Genomic DNA, 21,637 nt, shown 5'->3' on the forward strand with positions numbered 1-21,637 from the left:
ATCGCCCACGATAACGCTCAGCGGGCCGGCACAGCCTCCGGCTCCGCGGGCTCCACGGCCTGCTCCCGGTTCGGGGAGGTGCCGTTGACCAGGTACGACCCGGCCAGCACGAGGACGAATCCGAGAACCGTCCAGGCGGTGACCTTCTCGTCGAGGAACACCGCTCCGGCGATCACCGCGACCACCGGGTTGAAGTAGACGATGGTGGTGGCCCGCACCGGGCCGACCTCGCCGATCAGGGCGAACAGCAGCAGGAAGGCGGCGGCGGTGCAGATCACGGTGAGCACGGCCACCGCCACCAGCACCTCGCCCGAGGGCACGGCGGTGGGCAGGCCCGGCCCGAGAAGCACCAGCGGCAGGTAGATCACCGCGGTCACCACCACCCCGGAGGTGACCACCGGCAGGCCCGGCAGGTCGCCCAGGTAGCGCGCCAGGATCACCGGCCCGATCGCGTAACCGACCACCACCACGCCCATCTCGGCCACCGCACCAAGGTCGGAGACGTCCAGGTCGAGCCCGACCAGGGCGCTCACCCCGACGGTGCCGAGCACCAGGCCGAGGGCCCCGCGCCCGCCCAGCCCCTCGGCCTGCCGGGTGAGCAGGGCGATGATCACCCCGACCACCGGCACCGCGGAGATCAGGATGGCGGCGGTGGAGCTGGACAGGGTCTGCTCGGCCCGGTTCAGGAACAGCCAGGGGAAGACGATCTCGGCCACGGCGTAGGCCAGCACGGCCGGCCAGCGGCGCACCAGCTCGGGGATCGCCGCCCGGTCGCGACGGCTGAGCAGGGTCAGGGGCACCAGCAGGAGCGAGGCCAGGCCGGTGCGGGCCAGCACCAGGACCGCGGGCGAGAGCTCCTCCAGCGCGACCTTGATGAACAGGTAGGGGATTCCCCAGGCCAGCCCCAGGCTGACGAAGATGATCAAGGCTCGGCGGCTCATGTCCTCCAGAATGCTCTCGTGCAAATCGTTAAGTCCATCTAGATTTTCTTCATGTCAATCGACAGTCCGGACTTCACGATCGATCTGCGCAAGCTCCGGCTCCTGCGCGAGATCGATCACCGCGGCACGGTCGCCGCGGCGGCCGCAGCCCTGCACCTGACCCCCTCGGCGGTGAGCCAGCAGGTCGCCGGGCTCTCCCGCGAGCTCGGGGTGGCGCTGCTGGAGAAGCAGGGCCGCGGGGTGCGGCTGACCGGGCCCGCGCGGGTCCTGCTGGGGCACGCCTCGGCGATCGCGGCCCAGCTCGAGCGGGCCCGCGCCGACCTGGCCGCGTTCGAGGACGGGTCGGTCGGCGAGGTGCGGGTGGCCACCCTGCCCAGCGCGGTGGCCGCCCTGCTGGGCCCGGCGATGGCCCAGCTGCGCGCCGAGAAGCCCGGTCTGCAGGTGCTTTCCCGGGACAAGGGCCCGACCGGCGCCGTGCGGGCCCTCGACGACGGCGAGGTGGACATCGCGATCACCGTGGACCATCCCGGCTGTCCCCGCCCCGACGACCTGCGCTACACCCGGGTCGACCTGATCACCGACATCCTCGACGTGGTGGTGCACCGTGACCACCCGCTGGCCGGGGCCGCGCAGGTCGACCTGACCCAGCTGGCCCACGACGAGTGGATCTCCGGCGACCCGGACGACGCCTGCTCGGTGATCACCGACAGCGTCTGCTCGGCCGCCGGGTTCCTGCCCGACGTGCGGCACTGGACGATCGAGTACGACGCCCTCGGCGCCCTGGTCGCGGCCGGCATGGGGGTGGGCCTGGTGCCCCGCCTGGCCCAGCCGCTGCGGTTCACCGAGTTGCGCACCATCCCGGTGGCGGGCACCTCGCCGGTCCGGCAGGTGTGCGCGTTCACCCGGGCCGGGGGCACGGCCGGCGCACCGACCCAGGTGGTGCTGAAGAAGCTGAAAGAGGTCGCCGCCGTCCGCCACGACTCCACCCTCGGCACATGGGCCTGACGCCGCGCACGGCGCACCAGAACGTCACCGAACGGCTGCGCGAGGCCATCCTCACCGGCGAGCTCCAGACCGGTACCCATCTGGTGCAGTCCGAGCTGGCCGGCGCCCTGGAGGTCAGCGTCACCCCGGTGCGGGAGGCGTTGCGCGAGCTGGAGAGTCAGGGTCTGGTCGACTCCGGCCCGTTCCGCGGTTCGGCCGTGCACCAGGTGAGCCTGGAAGAACTGCAGGAGATCCACGAACTGCGCCGGCTGCTGATCCCCACCGCCGCGCGGGAGCGGGTCGGCACCGTCACCGACGCCGAGATCGACCAGGCCCGGGCCCTGCTCGGGCAACTGGCCACCGACCTGCCCAACCGGGTCTGGGTGGAGACCGCCCGCACCCTGCGGCGGGTGCTCGAGGGCACTTCCGAGCGACGCAACCTGCGGGCCATCCTGGCCCGGCTCTCCGACATCTCCGAGCTCTACGCCGGGCTCGCGGTGCACACCGAGAACGACCGGCGCAGCGTCCTGGGCGATCACGAGGCCCTGGTGCAGGCCTACTCCGAGCGGGACGCCGAACGCGTGGCCGAGGTCGAGCTACGCCGGCTCGACCAGGCCACCCGCCGAACCGCGGCGGCCCTCAGGCATTCATCGAGAACCCGTTGAGCCGCCGCCACTCCTGGTCCAGTTCGCGGGCCCGGCGCCGGTCCAGCAGCGCCCGGGTGCCGCGGTAGCAGCCCCCGCCCACGACCACCGCGGCGAGCATCAGGCCGACCCCCACGCCCACCGTGTCCAGCCAGACGTGCAGCCTGGTCATCGGGGCGCCGGTCATGTTCCCGGCGTCGTCGACCCAGACCGGCACCAGGTCCCCGGCCCGGGTGGAGCCGGTGACCGCCACGTGCCCGGTGTGCTCCACCGGGCCGGGATAGTTCCAGCTCAGGGTGGCCAGGTGGTTGCGGGCGATCCGGGTCTGGGAGTCGCTGCCGACCACGGTCGCCGAGATCAGCTGCCGCGAGCCCAGTTCCCGGTCGGAGACCGCGGAGAAGTGCTGCCAGGTGCGCAGACTGCCGAACAGGGCGACCGGGACCATCGCGACGACGAGGACGACGGCAGCCAGTCCGGTCCAGGCCTGGATCCGGTCGCTGCGCCGTCGCAGCGGGTTGTGGTCCCGGCCCAGACCCGGCCGGGAAGCCATCGAGAACCTCATACCCCCTATTGAGTCCCTCGAGGGCCGGTTACGCCATCCGGCGGACCGGATCAGGACCGATTCGGGGAGATTTAGGGACGAGTGGCACCCCGGATCCGGCGAAGGTCACCTCAGGCGTCGGAGTCGGGGACGTCGGTGGCCAGTTCGTAGGCGCGCACCGGCGACATCGAGACACCCTGGTAGGTCACCGTGTTCTGGGTGCTGACCGGGACGCAGCCGGACTTGTCGGCGCTGGAGGCGTGCGCGTCGGACAGGGCCTCCTCCCGCTGCGCCTTGGTGATCTTGGGATAGGTGGTGCCCTTGGTCCAGTCCTCGCCCACCACCAGCGTCACCGCGTCGACCTCCTCGTCGGTGGCCAGCAGCGAGGAGGGCATGTTCAGGTCGGCTGCCAGCTGCTCGGCCTGGGCCAGCTGGCGGCTGCCGTTGTAGAGGATCGCGCTGGTGGCCTGGTCGTCACCGGAGGAGGAGTCGGTGGCGGCGATGTACCCCTCGGTCTTCAGCGCCCGGGTGAGCCGCTTGGCCCGGCCGTCCTGCCCGCTGCGGTTGCGTACCTGCACCGAGAAGAAGGTGCTGGTGGTGGCCTGCGGGGTGGGCGAGGCGCTCGAGGTGGCGGTCGACGTGGCCGCGGTCTTGTCCTTGCTCAGCGACCGGTCGGCGATGATCGTGTCGAACAGCTTCTGCGCGGCGTCGGCCGGCACCACCCGGTTCGGGTTCTCCGGATCGGGCACGGTCTGCATCGTGGTGAACGTGATCCGGTCGGTGTCGACCTTGTTGAACTCACCGGCCAGCTCGACCAGGTCCGGGATCCCGCTCAGCTTCTCGTCCACCGTGAGCGCCTTGGTGGCGGCGTTCGCCACACCGTAGAGCTTGGTCGGGTTCAGCAGTGTGCCGCGGTCTTTCAGGGCCCGGATCGCCGCAGAGAGAAAGGCGTGCTGGCCGTAGGTGCGGCCCAGGTCGCTGCCGTCGCCGAAACCGTGCCGGGTACGCACGAACTGCAGCGCCGCCTCCCCCTTGAGGGTGTGCTTGCCCTTCGACAGCTTCAGGTGCGAGTAGGTGTCGTAGACGTTGTTGTCCACACACACCTCCACCCCACCGGTGGCGTCCGACATCGCGATCACCCCGGCGAAGTCGACCAGCACGAAGTGGTCGATGGTGATCCCGGTGAGCTGGTGCACCGCGGCCACCTGACAGCCCGGGCCGTAGTTCAGGCTGGTGTTGATCTGCCCGTAGCGCTCGCCCACGCTCTCGCCGGTGGCCGGGTCGTCGCAGCCGGGCAGGTCGGTCATGGTGTCGCGGGGGATGCTCATCGCGGTGATGTTGGTGCGGTCGGCCGAGACGTGCACCAGCAGTTCGACGTCGGCGTTGGAGTGGGTCTCGTCGCAGGCCCCGCCGAGCTTGCAGTTGGCCTTGGACGAGCGCGAGTCGGTGCCGATCACCAGCACGTTGACCGGGAACCGGCCCTGGTCGTCGGCCTGCTGCACCCCGGCGCTGCCGGTGGTGCCGGTGTACAGCTCCGAGGAGGAGATGTTGGCGTTCAGCCGGGTGTAGAGCACGAAGCCGCCGCCCGCGGTGGCCAGCAGCAGCACGACCAGCGTGTACAGCGTGAAGGTGAGCCAGCGGCCCCGCCGGGCCGCGCCCGTGGAGTGGCGGACCGGCTGCTGCTCGCCGCTCATGAGCGTGGTCTCTGCACTGGCACAACGGGCCACACTAGCCGCGGGGTCCGCGCGCCCGGGCGGGCTGTGCCACAGGTCATACCGGTCACCTGCTACTCCTCGGCAACCGGGGCACGAATTGTTAGCCCGGTTAGCCTACGGTCATGGCGATCCGCTGGACGACCCTGTTCCTGGACTTCGGCAACGACGACTTCGAGGCCGGCTCGCAGTTCTGGAGCCAGGTCACGAACAGCCGCCTCTCCCCCGCGCGCGGTGAGCAGGGCGAGTTCGCCACGCTGCTCCCCGCCGAGGGTGACGCTTGTCTGCGGGTGCAACGACTGCATTCCGGCGCCTCCCGCTGCCACCTCGACCTGCACCTGGATCCGGCCGACCAGGCCCCCACGGCCGCGCGGGCCCGCGACCTCGGTGCGACCCACCTGACCCACGAGCCCGGCCTGGACGTGTTCACCAGTCCGGGCGGGTTCCCGTTCTGCCTGGTGCCGTGGCAGGGCGAGAGCACGGTGCCGGCCGCACACCCGCTGCCCGTACTGCCCGGCCCGGACGAACCGGCCCGTCTGGACCAGCTCTGCCTCGACATCCCGCCCGCGCTCTGGGAGGCGGAGACCACCTTCTGGGCCGGCCTGACCGGCTGGGGGCTGAAGCACTCCGCCGACTCCGAGTTCGCCCGGCTGCACCAGCCCGGCACCCTGCCCCTGAAGCTCCTGCTGCAGCGACTGGACGACCCGGCCCCCGCGGTCACCGCCCACCCGGACTTCGCCGCCGGAGAACGCACGATCGCTGAGGCCCACGCCGCCCTGGGGGCGGTCGTGGGCCCGGTGAACGAGCACTGGACGGTGATGACCGATCCGCGCGGTCGCACCTACTGCCTGACCGAGCGCCGGCCCTGAGACTCACCCCTCGCCGTCGGCGGCCTTCAGCAGGTCGGCGATGACCAGGCGCTTCATCCCGAACATGGCGGTGATCGCGCGGCTACGGCGGCCCTCGTCCGGATCGACGACCAGCTCGTTGAACATCTCCGGCACGATCTGCCAGGACACCCCGAACCGGTCCTTCAGCCAGCCGCACTCCACCTCCTGACCGCCGTCGGCCAGCAGGCCGAACCAGTAGTGGTCGACCTCGGCCTGGTCGGCGCACAGCACCACCAGCGAGATCGCCTCGGTGAAGGGGAACTGCGGGCCACCGTTGATGGCGTTGAACCACTGGCCGTCGAGCAGGAAGTCGATGGCCATCACGCCCTCGGTGGGGCCGTGCTGGTTCTCCGGCCCGTAGTACGAGGTCCGCACCGTGCGCGAGCCGGGGAAGATCTTCGAGTAGAAGGCCACCGCCTCCTCGGCGTTGCCGTCGAACCACAGGCTGGGCTGGATGGTGGGCATCGTGAGCTCCTTCCGGTTCCGGTCGTCCCGACCAGGAGAAGACGCCGGCCGGCCGGCGAACTCATCGGCCGCGAGGTCAGCCGATCTGCAGCTCGCCCATCGGGTCCCAGCCGGTGCGCCCGGACCCCAGGTCGGAGAAGATGATCTTCGGGGTGGCCGCCAGCATCGGCCGCATCTTCTCCAGACCGGGCCGGAAGTGCGGGGCGGCCACGTGCGCGGCCCCCGCGTCGGCGTCGGCGAAACCCTCGGTGAGCACGTACTCGTTCGGGTCCTCGGCGTTGCGGGCCCAGAGGTACCACAGGCAGCCGGGCTCGGCCCGGACGGCCTCGGTGTCCTCCCGCAGCTCGTCGAGGAAGGTGTCCGCGTACTCGGGCTTCACCGGGAAGCGCACCGTGATGACGATCATGGAGGCGATTTTAGGACGGGTGTGCTCGAGTCGGCGGGCAGCGGCGCCGGACGGCGAACTCTGGACAGAACGGACCCAGATGTCCATACTCACCGGCAGAGGCTTATCGAATTTCGATATGCCCGTGAGTGGGGGGAGCACGACATGCGCCTGGGGGCCTTCGTCATCGAGCGGGATCCGGTCTACGTCGGAACCCGCTCTCTGCAGATCATCTCGCACACACTGGCCCTGGTCGGCGTGATCGCCCTGGGCGCCTCGGCCGTGCTGCTGGGCGCCTCGGTGTTCCGGTCCCACCAGTCCATCGACCTGCCGGTGCAGCTGCAGGACACCGCGGTGGTGGCCCGGGTGGGCGACTTCGTCACCCAGAACGCCCGTACCCGGGCCGAACTCGCGGTCTCGGACGGCGAACTGGCCCTGAAGGTCATCGATCCGCCGCGCCTGGAGATCTTGCTGGGTAACGCCGGCCCGATCCTGCTGGGGCTGGCGATCGGTATCAGCGCGTTCCTGCTGCGGCCGGTGCTGCTGTCGGTCGCCAACGCGCAGCCGTTCCGGCCGGGCAACGCCCGGCGGCTGGCCCACGTGGCCGTGGTCACCACCTGCGCCGCCGTCCTGGTGCCCGTGTCCCCGGCCCTGACCACCATGTTCGCTCTGGACCGGCTCGGGCTCACCGGGGGCAGGGAGGGAGGCGACAGCCCCTTCGTGTTCGGCGTCTCCTTCTCGCTCACCCTGGTCATCGTGCTGCCGGTGGTCCTGCTGGTGCTGGCCGAGGCCTTCCGGCAGGGCGAGAAGCTGCACCGCGACGTCGAAGGCCTGGTGTGAGCCCGGCCGAGTCCGAAGTGGTCTGCCACCTGGACCGGTTGCTCGAGGCCCGCCGGATGACCCTGACCGAACTGTCCGCGCGGGCCGGGGTCACCGTGGTCAACCTGTCGGTGCTGAAGAACAACCGGGCCCGGGCCATCCGGTTCTCCACCCTCACGGCGATCTGCGACGTCCTCGGCTGCGAACCGGGTGACCTGCTGTCGGTGCGGCCGCTCGGGGAACCGCTCAAGGAGCCGTGACCGGCTGCCGATCTGCAGGGGTACCGCCGGAGGAACGGGTCTTCGGCGAAGCCTCTGGAGGGCACCATGTCGGTCGCCGAAATCATCCAGGCCTTCGGCTGGATCCCGGTGTGCTGGCTCTTGGCCGTGCACATCCTCATCCGTCTGGGCCGCCTGCCCCGCTACGGCGCCGCCGTCCGCGTGGCCGGCTACGTCGCCGCGCTCACCATCGTGGCCGCTGCCGTGTCCACCCGGATGTGGCCGATAGCGGTGCTCGGCCTGCTCTTCATGCGGACCGAGCTCCTGGGCCACCGTCACGCCGACGAGCGGGACGACAACCGGCTGATGACCATGTTCGAGCGGTTCCGCCGCTCCGCCCCGGACACCGGCGGAGAACCGGGTGTCCCCCGCGCCCGCAGGCCCCTGCACGAGGGTGAGGAACTGGTCGACGACGTCCGGATCCACCACGGCTCCGGCACCCCCGCCCACCTGCCCGGCCGGACCGCGGCGTCGGCGGCCACGCTGCGCGCCCGCACGGTGCCCCCCAGCCACGCCAAGGACGACCCGGACTTCGTGCCCGCCTCGGTCGGTCTGCGCGAACCCCACCACGACCACCAGGAGGAGAACCGCAGCGGTATGCGCTTCCTGTCCTCGGCCAAGCACTTCACCGACCTGGTGCTGAAGGTGGAGATCATCGCAGTGGTGGTGGTCGCCCTGGTGCTGTTCGGGGTGTGGGCCGAGGGTCAGCGCCGCGAGTTCACCCGCACCACCAACTCCAACGTCTGCGAGATGTCGTTCAGCTGCTAGGTCCTAGGACTGCTCGGAAGAGGCCGACAGGTAGTCGAACACCGGGTGCGGGTGCATCAGGAAGTCGTGGTGGGAGATGTTCCAGGCGTAGGCGCCGGCCATCCGGAACACCAGCACGTCGCCGATCCGTAGGTCGCGCACCGCGACCCCGGCGGCGAGCTGGTCCTTCGGGGTGCACAGCTGCCCGACCACGGTGAGCGCGTCATCGTTCACCGGCTCGCCGGTGCGCTGCGGGCCGGGCAGCGCGACCACCGGCTGGCTGTGCCCCTTGGTGGCCGGGGTGCGCAGGTGGTGGGTACCGCCCCGGGCGATCGCGTACGCCTGGCCGCGGGTGTACTTCAGGTCGAGCACGTCGCTGACGTAGTAGCCGGCGTGCACGCTGACCGCCCGGCCCGGCTCGACCCGCAGCACCACCGCGTCGCGACCGGCCGTCTGGGTGACCTCGGCCAGGCCCTTGGCGTAGACCAGCCAGTCGAAGTGGTGCCCCGGTGCGGTGTAGTCGACCGACATCCCGCCGCCCAGGTTCACCTCGGGCGCGCTCAGGCCGGGCAGCCGGTCGCGCAGCCACCACAGCGCCCAGGCCAGCACCCGCTTGTCCAGCGCCAGCTTCTGCTCCGCGTCCAGGCCGGAGGCCAGGTGCACGTGGATGCCCCGCACCCGCACCCCGCTGCCGGCCGCCCCCGCGTCCCGGGCGGTCCGGGCCGCCTCGGCCAGCGACTCCTCGTCCATCCCGAACGGCCCGCTCATGCTCAGCGCCGCGCCGTCCACGCCGAACGGCAGGTTGGCCCGCAGCAGCACGTCCACCGGGCGACGCCCGGCCAGGGCGATCACCCGGTTCAGCTCGCGCAGGCTCTCCACGTGCAGTCGCCACACGCCCCGCCGGATCGCGGACACCAGCTCGCGGTCGGTCTTGCCCGGACCGCCGAACGCCACCCTGGCCCCGGGCAGCGTGTCCATCACGTGCTCCAGCTCGCCGCCCGAGGCCACCTCGATGCCGTCGGTCAGCGGGGCCAGCACCCGCAGCAGCTGCGGGTCGGGGTTGGCCTTGGCCGCGTAGAGGAACTCCACCCCGGCTCCGGCGAGGGCCTCGCGGATCTGCCGGGCCTGCATCTGCAGGGCGGGCAGGTCGTAGAGATATGCCGGAAGCCGATTCTCCGCAGCCAGGGCCAGCGCCCGTTCGCGCACGGCCGCGGGGAGCACATTGTCACGCATCCGCCGATTGTCGCCGAACCCGGACCCGCCCGGCGCCGCCTTCACCCGCTGGGGACATGAAGGTGACATGAACGACAGTACGGGTCGCCGCAGGTCACTCTGGGAGACAGAAGGGTCGCGCAGGGGTCGCGCACCGAGCGGGGAAAGGGATATCTTCGGAAATTGATTCTGCATTCTTGATTGAATTCAAAGAATGCCATCCGACAGGCCAGATTGTAATTATCGGAGGATGAATTGTCAAAGCGCGACGGTGGCTCCCGGGCCCCGGCCGACGACGACCCGGCCGAACCGGCCGACCCGGCTGACCTGGCTGACCTGGCTGCCGTGGCTGAGGAGCAGGACTACGTGTCGATGCTCTACGCCCACGTCGACGACCTCCGTGACAGCCTGGCCGCCCGGCAGACCCGGGCGCTGGCCGCGGCCGCCGGCACCCGTCAGGCCCGGGTCGAGCGGGAGGCCTTCGTGCACCTCTACGGCGGCCGGCTGACCCAGCTCAACGCCGCCGAGAACGCGCTCTGCTTCGGCCGTCTCGACCTCGACGACAGCGACCGGCCGCGCTACGTCGGGCGGATCGGCCTGCACGAGCCCGACCAGGACTCCGAGCCCCTGCTGGTCGACTGGCGGGCCCCCGTCGCCCGGCCGTTCTACCTGGCCACCGCCCTGCAACCCGACGGGGTGCGTCGGCGGCGGCACATCCGCACGGTGGGCCGCCGGGTGGTGCACCTGCACGACGAGAACCTCACCGGCGCTGCGCCGGACGCGGCCGGTCCTGACTCCATCACCAGCGAGTCGGCGCTGATGGTGGCCCTCGACCGGGCCCGGACGGGCCGGATGAGCGACATCGTCGAGACGGTGCAGGCCGAGCAGGACCGGATCATCCGCTCCGACCTGTCCGGGGTGCTGGTGGTGCAGGGCGGGCCGGGCACCGGCAAGACGGCGGTGGCCCTGCACCGGGCCGCCTACCTGCTCTACCACCACCGCGAACAGCTCGAGCGCCGCGGCGTCCTGATCATCGGCCCGAACACCACGTTCCTGCGCTACATCGCCGAGGTGCTGCCCGCGCTCGGTGAGACCGGCGTGCTGCTGGCCACCACCGGTGACCTGTTCCCGGGTGTGAGCCCCACCCTCACCGAGCCCGGCGCGGTCACCGCGCTGAAGGGCCAGCTGCTGATGGCCGAGGTGGTGGCCGGCGCGGTCGCCGACCGCCAGTGGGTGCCCGAGGACGACGACGAGATGGTCGCGATCCGCCACGACGGTCAGCTGCTGCGCCTCGACCGGCAGGCCTGCCTGGCCCTGCGCGAGCGGGTGCGGGGCAGCCGGCTGCTGCACAACGAGGCCCGGCCGCTGGTGCGCCGGCTGCTGGTGAAGGAGTTCGCCCGGCTCTGGGCCGAGGCGGTGGGCGAGGACCCGCTGGGCGGCGAGAACCTGCTCGGGCCGGAGGATCTGGCGATCGTGCACCGTGAGCTGGATGAGAACGACGACGTGGACGGGGTGGTCGACTGGCTCTGGCCGGCCCTCACCCCCACCCGGCTGCTGCGTGATCTGTTCGCCTCCCCGCGCCGCATCCGGGCCGCCGCCGCGCAGGTCGGGCTCACCCAGACCGAGCAGGACTGGCTGGTCCGCGAGGGCAACGGCTGGTCCGAGGCCGACGTACCGCTGCTCGACGAGGCCGCCGAACTGCTGGGCCGCGACGACTCGGCGGCCCGGCGCCTGGCCGGTGAGCTGCAGACCGCCAACCTGGAGTACGCGCAGGGGGTGCTCGACGTGCTGCGCGGCTCGGAGTCCGGCGACTTCGAGGACGAGGAGAGCGAGATCCTGGCCGCGTTCGACCTGATCGACGCCGAGACCCTGCTCGGCCGGCAGGAGGAGGCCGACCACCGCACCGCCGCCGAGCGGGCCGCCACCGACCGCACCTGGCGGTTCGGGCACATCGTGGTCGACGAGGCCCAGGAGGTCTCACCGATGGCCTGGCGGCTGCTGCTGCGGCGGGGGCGCTCGATGACCCTGGTCGGCGACGTGGCCCAGGCCAGCGAGCCGGCCGGCGCCGGTTCGTGGCGTCAGGCCCTCGGGCCGCACGTCGGCGACCGCTGGCGGCTGGAGGAACTCTCGGTCAACTACCGCATGCCGGCGCCGATCGCCGAGGTCGCCGCCGGGGTGCTCAGGGCGCTGGATCCCGATCTGCCCAGCCCCGAGGCGGTGCGCCTCGACGGGGCCCGGCCGTGGAGTCACCGGAGCACCGACATCTTCGCCCAGCTACCCGATCTGGTCGGCGGTGAACTCGAAAAGCTCGACCCGGAGCGGCGTCTGGCGGTGGTGGCGGCTCCTGACCAGTCTGCCCAGGTGTTCGCCGCACTGGAGAAGGAACTGCGCGAACCGGTGGCCCGGGGTGAGGATCCGGACGAGACGGGCACTTCCGGGCCGGCCCGGGTCGTGGTCCTGGAGCCCCGCGAGACGAAGGGTCTGGAGTTCGACGCGGTCATCGTGGTCGAACCCGAACGCATCCTCGCCGCCTCTCCCCGCGGCCTGAGCGACCTCTACGTGGCGGTCACGCGGGCCACCCAGCGCCTCGGCGTGGTCCACTGCGCCGAACTGCCGCAGTCGCTGGCCGCCTTACGGCCGCAGTAGAACCCGACCAGAACGAAATTGAGGACGCTTGTGGGCCAGGCCCACAAGCGTCCTCAATTTGTGCTTCTACTCGGTTTCTTCGTCAGCGGTACGCACCGCGATCGGGGTGCCGTTCTCGATCGTGCGCGACACCGTGCAGGTACGGTCGTGGGAGGCCTTGATCGCGCGGGGTAGCAGCATCCGCGCCGCGTCACCGGCCTCGCCCTCGGGGAAGCGCACGTCGAAGGTCAGGACGATGTCCTCCAAGTGGTTCTCGCCGTTCTCCCGCACGTAGCGGGCGTCCACCCGGGCCGAGAAGTTGTCGGCCGGCGACCGCCGCCCGGTGACCACGTCGACGTCCACCGCGGAGCAGCCGGCGATCGCGGCCAGCAGGAGCTCCACCGGGGAGAACCCGTCCGCGTCGTTACTGCCGAAGCGCAGCGTGTTGCCGCGCTTGTTGGTGGCCAGGTAAACGCCCTCCTCGACACGTTCGAGGGTCACCGAGCGGTTGTCGTCCTTCTGTTCAGCCATCCGGCGAGCATCGCACGAGCCGCTACTGCACCGCCGCGCGGCCCGCCTCCAGCCGGGCGATCGGCACCCGGAAGGGGGAGCAGGACACGTAGTCGATGCCGACCTTGTGGAAGAAGTGGATCGACTCCGGGTCGCCGCCGTGTTCTCCGCACACCCCCAGCTTCAGGTCGGGGCGGGTGCGGCGGCCGTCGGTGGAGGCGATCTGGATCAGCCGGCCCACCCCGTCCACGTCCAGGCTCTCGAACGGGGAGACCATGAACACGCCCCGGTCGAGGTAGGTGGCGAAGAACCCGCCCTCAACGTCGTCGCGGGAGAAGCCCCAGGTGGTCTGGGTGAGGTCGTTGGTGCCGAAGGAGAAGAACTCGGCCGCCTCGGCGACCCGGGTGGCGGTCAGCGCGGCCCGCGGCAGCTCGATCATCGTGCCGATCGGGATGTCCAGCTCCACCCCCTTCTCCTGCTGCACGGCGGCCAGGATCTGGTCGGCCTCGTCGCGGATCAGGAACAGCTCCATCACCGACCCGACCAGCGGGATCATGATCTCGACCCGCGGGGTGCGGCCCTCGGCCCGCAGGCCGGCCGCGGCCTCGCTGATCGCCCGCACCTGCAGCGCGAACAGTCCGGGCAGCACCAGGCCCAGCCGGACCCCGCGCAGGCCCAGCATCGGGTTCGACTCGTGCAGCTTCTCCACCGCGGCGAGCAGGCGCTCCTCGTCCGGGTCGGCATCGCCGGCGGCCCGGTCCAGCGCCACCTTGACCGTGAGTTCGGTCCGGTCGGGCAGGAACTCGTGCAGCGGCGGGTCGAGCAGCCGGATCGTCACCGGCAGGTCGTCCATGGCGGTGAGCAGCTCGACGAAGTCGTCGCGCTGCAGCGGCAGCAGCTCGTCGTACACCGCCTGCCGGTCGGCCGCGTCGGAGGCCAGGATCAGCCGCTCGATCAGCACCCGCCGCTCCCCCAGGAACATGTGCTCGGTGCGGCACAGCCCGATCCCCTGCGCGCCGAGATCCCTGGCCCGGGTGGCGTCCTCGGCGTTGTCGGCGTTGGTGCGCACCCGCAGCCGCCGGATCGAGTCGGCGTGAGAGAGCAGCCGGTCCACCGAGCGGACCAGCTCGGCGGTGTCCTCGTCGACGTCCTGCAGCGCGGCCTCCAGGCCGCTCTCCAGGTAGGTGGCCACCGGGGATGAGACCACCGGTACCTCACCGGCGAACACCTCCCCGGTGCTGCCGTCGATGCTGATCATGTCGCCCTCGTTCAGCGCATGGCCGTTCACCTTGGCGGTGCGGGCGCCCGCGTCCACGTCGAGCTCGGCGAACCCGCAGACGCAGGTCTTGCCCATGCCCCGGGCGACCACGGCGGCGTGACTGGTCTTGCCCCCGCGCGAGGTCAGCACACCCTTGGCCGCGATCATCCCGCCCAGGTCGTCGGGGTTGGTCTCGCGGCGCACCAGGATCACGTCCTGGCCCTCGGCGGCGGCCTTCTCGGCCGTCTTCGAGTCGAACACGATGTGCCCGGTGGCCGCCCCCGGCGAGGCCGCCATCCCGGTGCCCAGGTGCTCCTTCTCGGCCGCGGCGTCGAACCGCGGGAACATCAGCTGGGCCAGCTGCGACCCGTCGACCCGCTGCAGCGCCTCGTCCATCGTGATCAGGTTCTCGTCGACCAGCTGGGTGGCGATCCGGAAGGCAGCCGCGGCCGTGCGTTTCCCCACCCGGGTCTGCAGCATCCAGAGCTTGCTGCGCTCGATCGTGAACTCGATGTCGCACAGGTCGCGGTAGTGCGTCTCCAGCCGCCGCATCACCTGCAGCAACTGCTTGTAGGAGGACGGGTCGACGTCCTTCAGGTCGGCCAGGCTGAGGGTGTTGCGGATACCCGAGACCACGTCCTCGCCCTGCGCGTTCACCAGGTAGTCGCCGTAGACCCCGCCGTGCCCGGAGGCCGGGTCGCGGGTGAAGGCGACTCCGGTGCCCGAGGTCTCGCCCATGTTGCCGAACACCATGGTGCAGATGTTGACCGCCGTGCCCAGGTCCTGCGGGATCCGCTCGCGGCGCCGGTACAGCCGGGCCCGCTCGGTGTTCCAGGAGTCGAAGACGGCGCGGATCGCCATGTCCAGCTGCTCACGCGGATGCTGCGGGAACTCGTCCCCGCTCTCCGTCGCGATCACCGACTTGAACGTGTTGACCAGGGTTTTCAGGCTCTCCACGTCCAGCTCGACGTCGGTGTCCACGCCCTGGGCGGTCTTGGCCTCCTCCAGCGCCCGGGCGAAGATCTCCCCGTCGATCTCCAGCACCGTCTTGCCGAACATCTGCAGCAGCCGGCGGTAGGAGTCCCAGGCGAAGCGCTCGTCGCCGCTCTCCTCGGCCAGGCCCTTGACACTGGCGTCGTTCAGCCCGACATTGAGCACCGTCTCCATCATGCCGGGCATCGAGTGCATCGCGCCGGAGCGCACACTCACCAACAGCGGGTCGTGCCGGTCGCCCAGCCGACGGCCCAGGTCGTCCTCCAGCCGGCGCAGTGCCATCGTCACCTGCACCCGTAACTCGCCCGGCTCGGTCCCCGCCGCCAAGTAGGAACGGCAGGCCTCGGTGGTGATCGTGAAGCCCGGGGGAACCGGGAGCCCGAGGTTGGTCATCTCGGCCAGGTTGGCGCCCTTGCCGCCGAGAAGCTCCCGCTGCTCCTTGTTGCCTTCCGAGAACGCGTACACGTACTGGGTCATCGATCCATCACGCCTTTCCGCCGGGCAAAGCTGGAGAATCGGATTCCGCAAAGGCCGAGGGTAGGCAGGAAAAACTTGTCCGGACAGGGGGTGCCGGATCGGCGGCCGGGCTGGTTGCGCGGGCCTGACCTGCGGCTTCACCACCTGCTGGCGGGTGGGCGACGATGCGCCCGGCGGTCAGGCGAAGGCCGCTTCGGACACGTCGCCCAGGAACTCGACCAGGTTGTTGCCGTAGCTGCGCGGGTCGATGATGCGCAGCACCAGGCAGAACTCGCGGCCAGGTGGGTAGGTGGCCGCGAGACGGCGGCTCTCCCGGGCGAGAAAGCGCGCCCCCGCGTGATTGGCAGCGGCAGTCTGCCCCAGGATCAGGAACAGGGGCTTACGGGCCTGGTCGGCCCCGCGGTACAGCCGGGCCACCAGCACGACCACCGACTCGCCCTGCCGGTAGGGGTAGCGCTGCGCCCCGACCCGCAGTTCCGGATCGCCGTTCCCGTCTTCTCCCTCACCCACGCCGGGCAGGAACTGGCGCAGGTGGGCGGCGGTGCGGTCGTTGGAACTGGGCCCGCCCACGCAGAACTCGGTCTGCTCGCCCAGCCCGCCGCGGGCCGACTGGTACATGTGGAAGTCCGGCTCCGCGTCGCAGCTCTTCACGATCACGGCCAGCTCGACCATCGCCGCCACGTCACCCCGGCTGACGCTGCGCTCGCGACCCCAGGTGTCCCGGCCCACCACCACCGTGGCCCGTTGCCCGGTGCCGAGGCCGAAGAACCGCCGCACCCGGGCCCGGCGCCGGTACCGGCCGAGCACCCCGGCCAGCCACAGGGCCCCGCCGAAGAGTGCGCTCGCGACCAGGTTGACGGCCAGATCCCCCACGACAAGTGACTTTAACGCCACCTCTGGCCCCTTGCCCCACTTCGACCTGATTCCGAGGATGGGTGACATGCCGTACCCGGAGCGTGTCGCCCACATCGCAGCCCTGGCCTTCGACGGGCGCCGGTTCCGGCCCGAGGGCGCCACGGTGCTCGTCGAGGCCGGCTCGATCCTCTCGGTCGAGCCTGGTCAGCGACCGGTGCCGGAGGGGTTCGCGGTGCGCCGGCACGAGGACGCCACCCTGCTGCCCGGGCTGATCGACACCCACGTGCACCTGATCGCCGACGGGAAGGACGGGGCGCTCGGCCGCGATCCGGGCCGCAGCGCCGAGGAGCGCGAGCAGGTGGTGCGCGAGTCGCTGCGGGCTCACGTGCGGGCCGGGGTGACCACCGTGCGCGATCTGGGCGACAACCGCTGGTCGGTCCTGCAGCGCACGGCGGCCTGGGACGAGCCCACGGTGATCGCTTCCGGGCCCCCCATCACCACGCCGGGCGGGCACTGCGCGGCCATGGGCGGGGAGGCCGCCGGGCCGGAACAACTGCTGGCCGCCGTGGACGAACGGGCCCGGCGGGGCGCCGACCTGGTGAAGATCGTGGTGAGCGGCGGGGCCATGACGCCCGGCTCCGACCTGCTCTCGCTGCAGTACTCCTTGGAAGACGTGGCGCTGGTGGTGAAACGGGCCGCCGACCACGGCCTCCGGGTGGCCACGCACGCCCACTCGCTGGACGCCGTGCAACTCTCCATCGACGCCGGCGTGCAGAACATCGAGCACTGCACCTGCCTGACCAGCCATGGCGTGCAGACACCCCCCGACCTAGCGGCCCGCCTGCGGGACAACGGCATCCACATCGGCCCGACCTTCGGCCGCATCCCCGGCAGCCGGCCCTCGGCCCAGGCGCTGGAGGTCACCCGGCGCACCGGCCTGGTGCCGGAACACCGGTTTGCCCAGGTCGAGAAGCTGCACCGGGAGGGCGTTCTGGTGATCAGCGGATCGGACGGCGGCATTCACGCGGCCAAGCCGCACGGCATCGTGGCCCTCGCGGTGGCCGAACTGGTGGCGGCCGGGATCGCGACAGACGACGCTCTCGCGACCGCCACCTCGGTGTCCGCGCAGGCGTGCGGGCTGGAACGGACGAAGGGGCGGCTGGCCGCCGGGGCGGACGCGGACCTGCTGGTGGTGCAGGGCGACCCCCGGGCCGACATCGCGGCGCTGACCAGGGTGCTGACGGTGGTGAAGGGCGGGGTCGAGCTGTCTACGGACGCCGCAGGACGATGACCGAGTTGATCACGTCGTTCAGCGGGTGCAGCACCCCGAGCTGTTCCCAGCCCTGCAGTTCGCCGGCGCCCACCGCCGGGTAGAGCAGCCGCCGCAGACCGGCCGCGCTGCGCACCAGCAGCACCGCGCCCGGGCGCAGACGCTGCCACAGCGAGCCGAGGATGGCTTGTTTGGACTTGGCGTCCAGCCCGGCCAGCGCTCCCAGCACCACCACGTCGGCCTCGGCCACCCCTGCGAACTCGGACGCCTCAGCCCGGTGGAACCGCACGCCCCCAGCCGCTGCCCCAGGGTCTGCCCCGGTGTTTGCCCCGAGCAGGGCCGCCACGCAGGCCGAGCCGAGGGCGACCGCTTCGGCCGAGTGGTCGACCAGGTCGATCGGCACCCCCAGTTCTTCGTAGAGACAGACCGCGCTGAGCGGGAGCGGACCGGCCCCGAGGAAGCAGATCCGCCGGGCGGCCAGGGGTTCGGTGCCGAAGCAGCGCAGCAGGTTGATCTCGAGGCGGGTGAGGTCGCGGTAGTTGTCCAGGTAGGGGAAGCCCTCGAGCTCGTCGCGCGGCTTGTCGGCCGCCACGATGCGGCGGGCCCAGTGCGTCTCCATCAGGTACTCGCCCCGGGCGCAGATCTCGTGCAGGCCGGGCAGTTCGGCGGCGATCCGCTCGTGCTGCAGCACCCTGACGGCCTGGGCCGAGAGGTCTCCCCCGTGCTCGCTGCTCAGCCCGACCAGCTCGGTGAAGAGCCGGTCGACGTCGGCCGAGGGCTCCAGACCGGGCTGCCGGCCCAGCTTCTCGTAGATCTCGGCGACCCGGACCGCCAACTGCTCCACCTCGGCGGCCGGCCCATGCTCGTCGCCAGGCGCGACCTCGCGTATCTCGAGCCCTTCGACGCGGTGGACCCTGGCGCTCCGGTCAGCGCTGTCCGGGACGATCGCGACCCCGGCTTCGGCCCCCTGGACAAACGGCTCGCGACTCACCGCCGACCGGCCACCGCACCCAGGCGGCCGGCACCAGCCTGGCGAAGGCTCTGGCGGCTCAGTTCGGCCACGTCGATCTCGAAGTGCACGGTGTTGAACGGGTCGGGCCGGGTGTCGAGCACCTCGAGGGTGGGCATCGAGCGCCAGAACGCCTCGGCCCCGGGCACTCCCGCATCGGTGTGCAGGTACACCGTCTCGTATCCGCCCGCCCCGACCGCCCAGGCCGTGGCCTCGGCCACCAGACGCCGGGCCAGACCCCGCCGCCGGGCCTCCGGGCGCACCCAGACCCGAACCAGCTGGCAGACCTCGGGCCGGTTGTAGCGGGCGCTGAGCCAGGGCGGGTTGGGCGGGGTGGCCAGCCTGCACGGGCGCACCGCGGTGGTGGCCAGCACCCGGTCATCGCCGTCCGGCGAACCCGGCTCGACGGCCACGAACAGCGCGGCCCGCGGGTCGTGCAGGTAGGTGGCCGCCAGGTCGTCGATGTCGCGGTGCCAGCGTTCCTGGTAGCCGCCCATGTCGCGCTCGAGCACCTCGCGCATGCAGGCCACCGCGCCAGCCAGGTCCGCGGTCGTCGCCCGCCGGATCTCCACCTCGTCCATCTCCCTGTCCCCCGTCGTCGATCTGGTCATTTCAGGTCCGGGCGTCAGACGATAGCCGATTCTTTGATAATGACTCTCATTCACCCGGCAGTAACCAGGCCGCTACCGGTCTCGGACATCGGCGCGAAGAGCGCGCTGCACCGGTCCAGCACGTGCCGCACCGCCGGGCTGGCCGACATCGAGTCGCGCCAGATCAGCTCGATGACCCGGGTCGGCACCGGCCCGGAGACCTCGACCGCGACCACTTCCGGCGGCAGCGCGCCCCGGCCCAGCCGGGGCACCAGGGCCACCGCCTGCCCCTGCGCGACCAGCTGCACCTGGGAGGCGAACTCGCTGAACCAGAAGCGCACCCGGGGCGGCCGGGCGAACCCGGCGAACATGTAGAGGAACCAGCCGTGGCAGATCGTGCCCACCGGCGTCGAGGCCCACGGCTCGTCCACCAGATCGGCCGGAGTCACCCGGCCGGCCCGGGCCAGCGGGTGCCCGGCGTGCACCAGCAGGTCGGCCGTGTCGAAGCCGACCAGCTGCCGGGCCACGAAGTCGGGCGAGTGCAGCGGCACGCCCACCCAGTGGTGCACCAGGCCCACGTCGGCCTGGCCGGTGGCCACCGTCTCCACCGCCTCCCGGGGCTCCTGCTCGAACACCTCCGGCACCAGGTCGGGGCTGGTCCGGGCCAGATCGGCCAGCAGCGGCGCGACCAGGCCGCGCACGGCCGTGGAGAACGCCACCACCTGCAGCGGGCCGACCGGTTCGCCCCGGTCGCCGCCCAGGCCGGCGGTGGCCGCCTCGACCTGGCGCAGGATGCCGTGCCCGTGCCGGACCAGGTTGCGGCCCTCACCGGTGAGCACCACGCCCCGCCCGACCCGCTCCAGCAGCACCGTGCCGAGCGCCTTCTCGAGGCGCTTGATCTGCTGGGACACCGCCGAGGGGGTGTAGCCACCGGCCGCCGCGGCGGCCGCGACCGTTCCGTGCACCTCGACCGCGATCAGCGAACGCAGGGCCACCAGATCCATCATGAAGCAAAGCTACCGATTCTCCGGCAACAGAAGTCGATGGACGTGAATGGTCGGCGGCCTCAGGCTGGGCCCGTGACCACTCGCGACTCGCTGCTGGCCGTGCTCGTCACGGTGATCTGGGGCATGAACTTCGTCGTCATCGACGAGGGTCTGGCCGGTTTCCCCCCGCTCCTCTTCGTTGCTCTGCGGTTCGTGGTGGTGCTGTTCCCCGCGGTGTTCCTGCTGCCCCGCCCGGATCTGCCCTGGAGCACCCTGCTGCTGATCGGCACCTTCCTCAGCCTGGGCCAGTTCGCCCTGCTCTACGCCTCGCTGCACGCCGGGATGCCGGCCGGTCTGGCCAGCCTGGTGCTACAGACGCAGGTCGTGGCCACGGTGGTGATCGCCGCCGGGGTGCTGCACGAACGGCCCAGTGTGCGCGCCGCCTGCGGGGTGGCGCTGGGTGCGGCCGGGCTCGCGGTGGTGGCGCTCGGCCGTTCCGCCGAGACCCCGCTGATCGGTCTGGCCCTGTGCGTGCTGGCCGCCCTGAGCTGGGCGTTCGGCAACGTGCTGAGCCGCCGGGCCGCGGTGAAGTCGGGGCTCTCGCTCACCGTCTGGTCGGCCGTGGTGGTGCCGGTGCCGATGATCGGCCTGTCGCTGCTGCTCGACGGGCCGCAGGCGGTCGGGCACGCGCTCACCCACATCACCTGGGGCAACATCGCCTCCACGATCTACACCGCGGTGCTGGCCTCGCTGGTCGGGTACGGCATCTGGAACACCCTGCTGGCCCGCTACCAGGCCGCCCAGGTGGTGCCGTTCACCCTGCTGGTGCCGGTGGTCGGAGTGATCACGGCCTGGCTGGTGCAGCACGAGCGCCCCGGCCCGCTGGAACTTCTGGGCGGTCTGATCCTGCTGCTGGGCGTGGCGGTGGTGGCGATCCGCCGTCCGTTCGCCCGGGCGGGTGAACGGGCGGGGGAGCCTCAGCCCGCGGGTGTCCTCCCGGAGGATGACGCCGGTACCCAGGTGCACCCGAGTTCAGCCCGGGGGCTGACGCTTTGAGCCTCCCTGCCGACGGAAGCTGGAGCGTGGGAACAGCCGATCCCACGATCCAGTCGCCGGCACCAGGAGGAGACCGTCATGTCCGTAGAGCTCGTGGCCCTCGTCCCGGGCGCAGCCGTCCTGCTCGCCTGTGTCTCCGGGCGCTGGCTGGCGAACCGCAACCGATCTGAGGACGTTTTCGAGGACGGAGCGCCCAACCGTCCGTTGGTGGGGGCGGTCACTTCGGAAGACCTGGCCGGCCTCCCCCTGGTCGCGCCGGAGCGGGCCGGCTACGGCACCGCCAGCCGTCTGCTCGTCCTGGCCGCGCAGGAACGTTCCCGCGCAGGCTCACGTAACCTGACCGTCCCGGCCCGCGACCACCGCGAAGGTGGTTCCCAGGCCGCCTGACCG

The 21,637-nt window shown here is 71.5% G+C and carries 22 protein-coding genes; 10 read left to right on the top strand and 12 right to left on the bottom strand.

Annotated features, from left to right (window positions below; translation table 11 throughout):
* Nucleotides 1–17: 17 nt before the first annotated feature.
* Nucleotides 18–941, bottom strand: a complete 924-nt coding sequence (locus tag QSK18_RS26310) for a DMT family transporter (RefSeq protein ID WP_285624463.1) — start codon at nucleotides 939–941, stop codon at nucleotides 18–20.
* Nucleotides 942–992: 51 nt separating this feature from the next.
* On the opposite strand from QSK18_RS26310, the gene QSK18_RS26315 reads away from it, so the two are divergent.
* Together QSK18_RS26315 and QSK18_RS26320 are read left to right on the top strand one after the other, a co-directional pair.
* Entirely contained in the window at nucleotides 993–1,946 is a 954-nt protein-coding gene (locus tag QSK18_RS26315) for a LysR family transcriptional regulator (protein WP_232813081.1), read from the top strand.
* Nucleotides 1,937–2,590: a GntR family transcriptional regulator gene (locus QSK18_RS26320; RefSeq protein WP_232813082.1), complete on the top strand. Its 654-nt coding sequence runs from the start codon at nucleotides 1,937–1,939 to the stop codon at nucleotides 2,588–2,590. Before QSK18_RS26315 ends, QSK18_RS26320 begins: the two co-directional genes overlap by 10 nt.
* Here QSK18_RS26320 and QSK18_RS26325 read toward each other — a convergent pair.
* Both QSK18_RS26325 and QSK18_RS26330 read right to left on the bottom strand, forming a co-directional pair.
* Nucleotides 2,565–3,119: an Rv1733c family protein gene (locus QSK18_RS26325; protein ID WP_232813083.1), complete on the bottom strand. Its 555-nt coding sequence runs from the start codon at nucleotides 3,117–3,119 to the stop codon at nucleotides 2,565–2,567. The genes QSK18_RS26320 and QSK18_RS26325 overlap by 26 nt on opposite strands.
* A 122-nt stretch (nucleotides 3,120–3,241) precedes the next feature.
* A complete protein-coding gene (locus tag QSK18_RS26330) occupies nucleotides 3,242–4,804 on the bottom strand; it encodes an LCP family protein (RefSeq protein ID WP_285624470.1) in 1,563 nt (520 codons plus the stop codon).
* Between the two features lie 143 nt (nucleotides 4,805–4,947).
* Here QSK18_RS26330 and QSK18_RS26335 point away from each other — a divergent pair, with 143 nt between their 5' ends.
* Entirely contained in the window at nucleotides 4,948–5,691 is a 744-nt protein-coding gene (locus tag QSK18_RS26335; RefSeq protein ID WP_285624473.1) for a VOC family protein, read from the top strand.
* 3 nt (nucleotides 5,692–5,694) lie between these two features.
* On the opposite strand, the gene QSK18_RS26340 is transcribed toward QSK18_RS26335, so the two are convergent.
* Both QSK18_RS26340 and QSK18_RS26345 read right to left on the bottom strand, forming a co-directional pair.
* Nucleotides 5,695–6,177 carry a VOC family protein gene (locus tag QSK18_RS26340; protein WP_232813086.1) on the bottom strand — a complete coding sequence of 161 codons (483 nt, stop codon included), beginning with the start codon at nucleotides 6,175–6,177 and terminating at the stop codon, nucleotides 5,695–5,697.
* A 76-nt stretch (nucleotides 6,178–6,253) separates the two neighbouring features.
* Complete coding sequence (locus tag QSK18_RS26345; RefSeq protein WP_285624476.1) at nucleotides 6,254–6,583, bottom strand: putative quinol monooxygenase; 330 nt, start codon at nucleotides 6,581–6,583, stop codon at nucleotides 6,254–6,256.
* 144 nt (nucleotides 6,584–6,727) lie between these two features.
* Here QSK18_RS26345 and QSK18_RS26350 point away from each other — a divergent pair, with 144 nt between their 5' ends.
* The 3 genes from QSK18_RS26350 (at nucleotide 6,728) to QSK18_RS26360 (ending at nucleotide 8,427) form a co-directional block, all read left to right on the top strand.
* A complete protein-coding gene (locus tag QSK18_RS26350) occupies nucleotides 6,728–7,402 on the top strand; it encodes a DUF2975 domain-containing protein (protein WP_285624479.1) in 675 nt (224 codons plus the stop codon).
* Complete coding sequence (locus tag QSK18_RS26355) at nucleotides 7,399–7,641, top strand: helix-turn-helix domain-containing protein (RefSeq protein WP_285624482.1); 243 nt, start codon at nucleotides 7,399–7,401, stop codon at nucleotides 7,639–7,641. The genes QSK18_RS26350 and QSK18_RS26355 overlap by 4 nt, the downstream gene beginning before the upstream one ends.
* 66 nt (nucleotides 7,642–7,707) lie before the next feature.
* Entirely contained in the window at nucleotides 7,708–8,427 is a 720-nt protein-coding gene (locus QSK18_RS26360; protein WP_232813089.1) for a hypothetical protein, read from the top strand.
* 3 nt (nucleotides 8,428–8,430) lie between these two features.
* On the opposite strand, the gene QSK18_RS26365 is transcribed toward QSK18_RS26360, so the two are convergent.
* A complete protein-coding gene (locus tag QSK18_RS26365; RefSeq protein WP_232813090.1) occupies nucleotides 8,431–9,639 on the bottom strand; it encodes a type III PLP-dependent enzyme domain-containing protein in 1,209 nt (402 codons plus the stop codon).
* A gap of 324 nt (nucleotides 9,640–9,963) precedes the next feature.
* Between QSK18_RS26365 and QSK18_RS26370 the strand changes: the two genes are divergently transcribed.
* Nucleotides 9,964–12,264 (top strand): HelD family protein, encoded by a 2,301-nt coding sequence (locus QSK18_RS26370; RefSeq protein ID WP_502894270.1) that lies wholly within the window; start codon nucleotides 9,964–9,966, stop codon nucleotides 12,262–12,264.
* A 66-nt stretch (nucleotides 12,265–12,330) separates the two neighbouring features.
* Here the strand turns inward: QSK18_RS26370 and QSK18_RS26375 are convergent, their stop codons facing one another.
* The 3 genes from QSK18_RS26375 to QSK18_RS26385 all read right to left on the bottom strand — a co-directional run bounded on the left by QSK18_RS26375 (nucleotide 12,331) and on the right by QSK18_RS26385 (nucleotide 16,354).
* On the bottom strand, nucleotides 12,331–12,774 hold the full coding sequence (locus tag QSK18_RS26375; RefSeq protein WP_232813092.1) for an OsmC family protein: 444 nt from the start codon (nucleotides 12,772–12,774) through the stop codon (nucleotides 12,331–12,333).
* 22 nt (nucleotides 12,775–12,796) lie between these two features.
* Entirely contained in the window at nucleotides 12,797–15,481 is a 2,685-nt protein-coding gene (gene ppdK / locus QSK18_RS26380; protein WP_232813093.1) for a pyruvate, phosphate dikinase, read from the bottom strand.
* 177 nt (nucleotides 15,482–15,658) lie between these two features.
* Entirely contained in the window at nucleotides 15,659–16,354 is a 696-nt protein-coding gene (locus QSK18_RS26385; RefSeq protein WP_232813094.1) for a hypothetical protein, read from the bottom strand.
* Between the two features lie 67 nt (nucleotides 16,355–16,421).
* On the opposite strand from QSK18_RS26385, the gene QSK18_RS26390 reads away from it, so the two are divergent.
* Nucleotides 16,422–17,627, top strand: a complete 1,206-nt coding sequence (locus tag QSK18_RS26390; RefSeq protein ID WP_285624493.1) for an amidohydrolase family protein — start codon at nucleotides 16,422–16,424, stop codon at nucleotides 17,625–17,627.
* Here QSK18_RS26390 and QSK18_RS26395 read toward each other — a convergent pair.
* The 3 genes from QSK18_RS26395 to QSK18_RS26405 all read right to left on the bottom strand — a co-directional run bounded on the left by QSK18_RS26395 (nucleotide 17,605) and on the right by QSK18_RS26405 (nucleotide 20,212).
* The gene (locus QSK18_RS26395; protein WP_285624496.1) at nucleotides 17,605–18,597 is read right to left on the bottom strand and encodes a nicotianamine synthase family protein; all 993 of its coding nucleotides are present in this window, start codon (nucleotides 18,595–18,597) and stop codon (nucleotides 17,605–17,607) included. The genes QSK18_RS26390 and QSK18_RS26395 overlap by 23 nt on opposite strands.
* Nucleotides 18,594–19,196: a GNAT family N-acetyltransferase gene (locus tag QSK18_RS26400; RefSeq protein WP_285624501.1), complete on the bottom strand. Its 603-nt coding sequence runs from the start codon at nucleotides 19,194–19,196 to the stop codon at nucleotides 18,594–18,596. Before QSK18_RS26400 ends, QSK18_RS26395 begins: the two co-directional genes overlap by 4 nt.
* An 80-nt stretch (nucleotides 19,197–19,276) precedes the next feature.
* Complete coding sequence (locus QSK18_RS26405; protein WP_285624504.1) at nucleotides 19,277–20,212, bottom strand: LysR family transcriptional regulator; 936 nt, start codon at nucleotides 20,210–20,212, stop codon at nucleotides 19,277–19,279.
* Between the two features lie 72 nt (nucleotides 20,213–20,284).
* On the opposite strand from QSK18_RS26405, the gene QSK18_RS26410 reads away from it, so the two are divergent.
* Entirely contained in the window at nucleotides 20,285–21,247 is a 963-nt protein-coding gene (locus tag QSK18_RS26410) for an EamA family transporter (protein WP_232813099.1), read from the top strand.
* Between the two features lie 78 nt (nucleotides 21,248–21,325).
* Nucleotides 21,326–21,634: a hypothetical protein gene (locus QSK18_RS26415; RefSeq protein WP_285624509.1), complete on the top strand. Its 309-nt coding sequence runs from the start codon at nucleotides 21,326–21,328 to the stop codon at nucleotides 21,632–21,634.
* The last annotated feature ends 3 nt before the right edge of the window (nucleotides 21,635–21,637 follow it).

Source organism: Kineosporia sp. NBRC 101677, assembly GCF_030269265.1.
Taxonomy (GTDB): Bacteria; Actinomycetota; Actinomycetes; order Actinomycetales; family Kineosporiaceae; genus Kineosporia; species Kineosporia rhizophila.

Coding starts and splice junctions, on each gene's coding strand:
- QSK18_RS26310 (WP_285624463.1), bottom strand. CDS start 941: ATGAGCCGCCGAGCCTTGATCATCTTCGTCAGCCTGGGGCTGGCCTGG.
- QSK18_RS26315 (WP_232813081.1), top strand. CDS start 993: ATGTCAATCGACAGTCCGGACTTCACGATCGATCTGCGCAAGCTCCGG.
- QSK18_RS26320 (WP_232813082.1), top strand. CDS start 1,937: ATGGGCCTGACGCCGCGCACGGCGCACCAGAACGTCACCGAACGGCTG.
- QSK18_RS26325 (WP_232813083.1), bottom strand. CDS start 3,119: ATGGCTTCCCGGCCGGGTCTGGGCCGGGACCACAACCCGCTGCGACGG.
- QSK18_RS26330 (WP_285624470.1), bottom strand. CDS start 4,804: ATGAGCGGCGAGCAGCAGCCGGTCCGCCACTCCACGGGCGCGGCCCGG.
- QSK18_RS26335 (WP_285624473.1), top strand. CDS start 4,948: ATGGCGATCCGCTGGACGACCCTGTTCCTGGACTTCGGCAACGACGAC.
- QSK18_RS26340 (WP_232813086.1), bottom strand. CDS start 6,177: ATGCCCACCATCCAGCCCAGCCTGTGGTTCGACGGCAACGCCGAGGAG.
- QSK18_RS26345 (WP_285624476.1), bottom strand. CDS start 6,583: ATGATCGTCATCACGGTGCGCTTCCCGGTGAAGCCCGAGTACGCGGAC.
- QSK18_RS26350 (WP_285624479.1), top strand. CDS start 6,728: ATGCGCCTGGGGGCCTTCGTCATCGAGCGGGATCCGGTCTACGTCGGA.
- QSK18_RS26360 (WP_232813089.1), top strand. CDS start 7,708: ATGTCGGTCGCCGAAATCATCCAGGCCTTCGGCTGGATCCCGGTGTGC.
- QSK18_RS26365 (WP_232813090.1), bottom strand. CDS start 9,639: ATGCGTGACAATGTGCTCCCCGCGGCCGTGCGCGAACGGGCGCTGGCC.
- QSK18_RS26375 (WP_232813092.1), bottom strand. CDS start 12,774: ATGGCTGAACAGAAGGACGACAACCGCTCGGTGACCCTCGAACGTGTC.
- ppdK (WP_232813093.1), bottom strand. CDS start 15,481: ATGACCCAGTACGTGTACGCGTTCTCGGAAGGCAACAAGGAGCAGCGG.
- QSK18_RS26390 (WP_285624493.1), top strand. CDS start 16,422: ATGCCGTACCCGGAGCGTGTCGCCCACATCGCAGCCCTGGCCTTCGAC.
- QSK18_RS26400 (WP_285624501.1), bottom strand. CDS start 19,196: ATGGACGAGGTGGAGATCCGGCGGGCGACGACCGCGGACCTGGCTGGC.
- QSK18_RS26405 (WP_285624504.1), bottom strand. CDS start 20,212: ATGATGGATCTGGTGGCCCTGCGTTCGCTGATCGCGGTCGAGGTGCAC.
- QSK18_RS26415 (WP_285624509.1), top strand. CDS start 21,326: ATGTCCGTAGAGCTCGTGGCCCTCGTCCCGGGCGCAGCCGTCCTGCTC.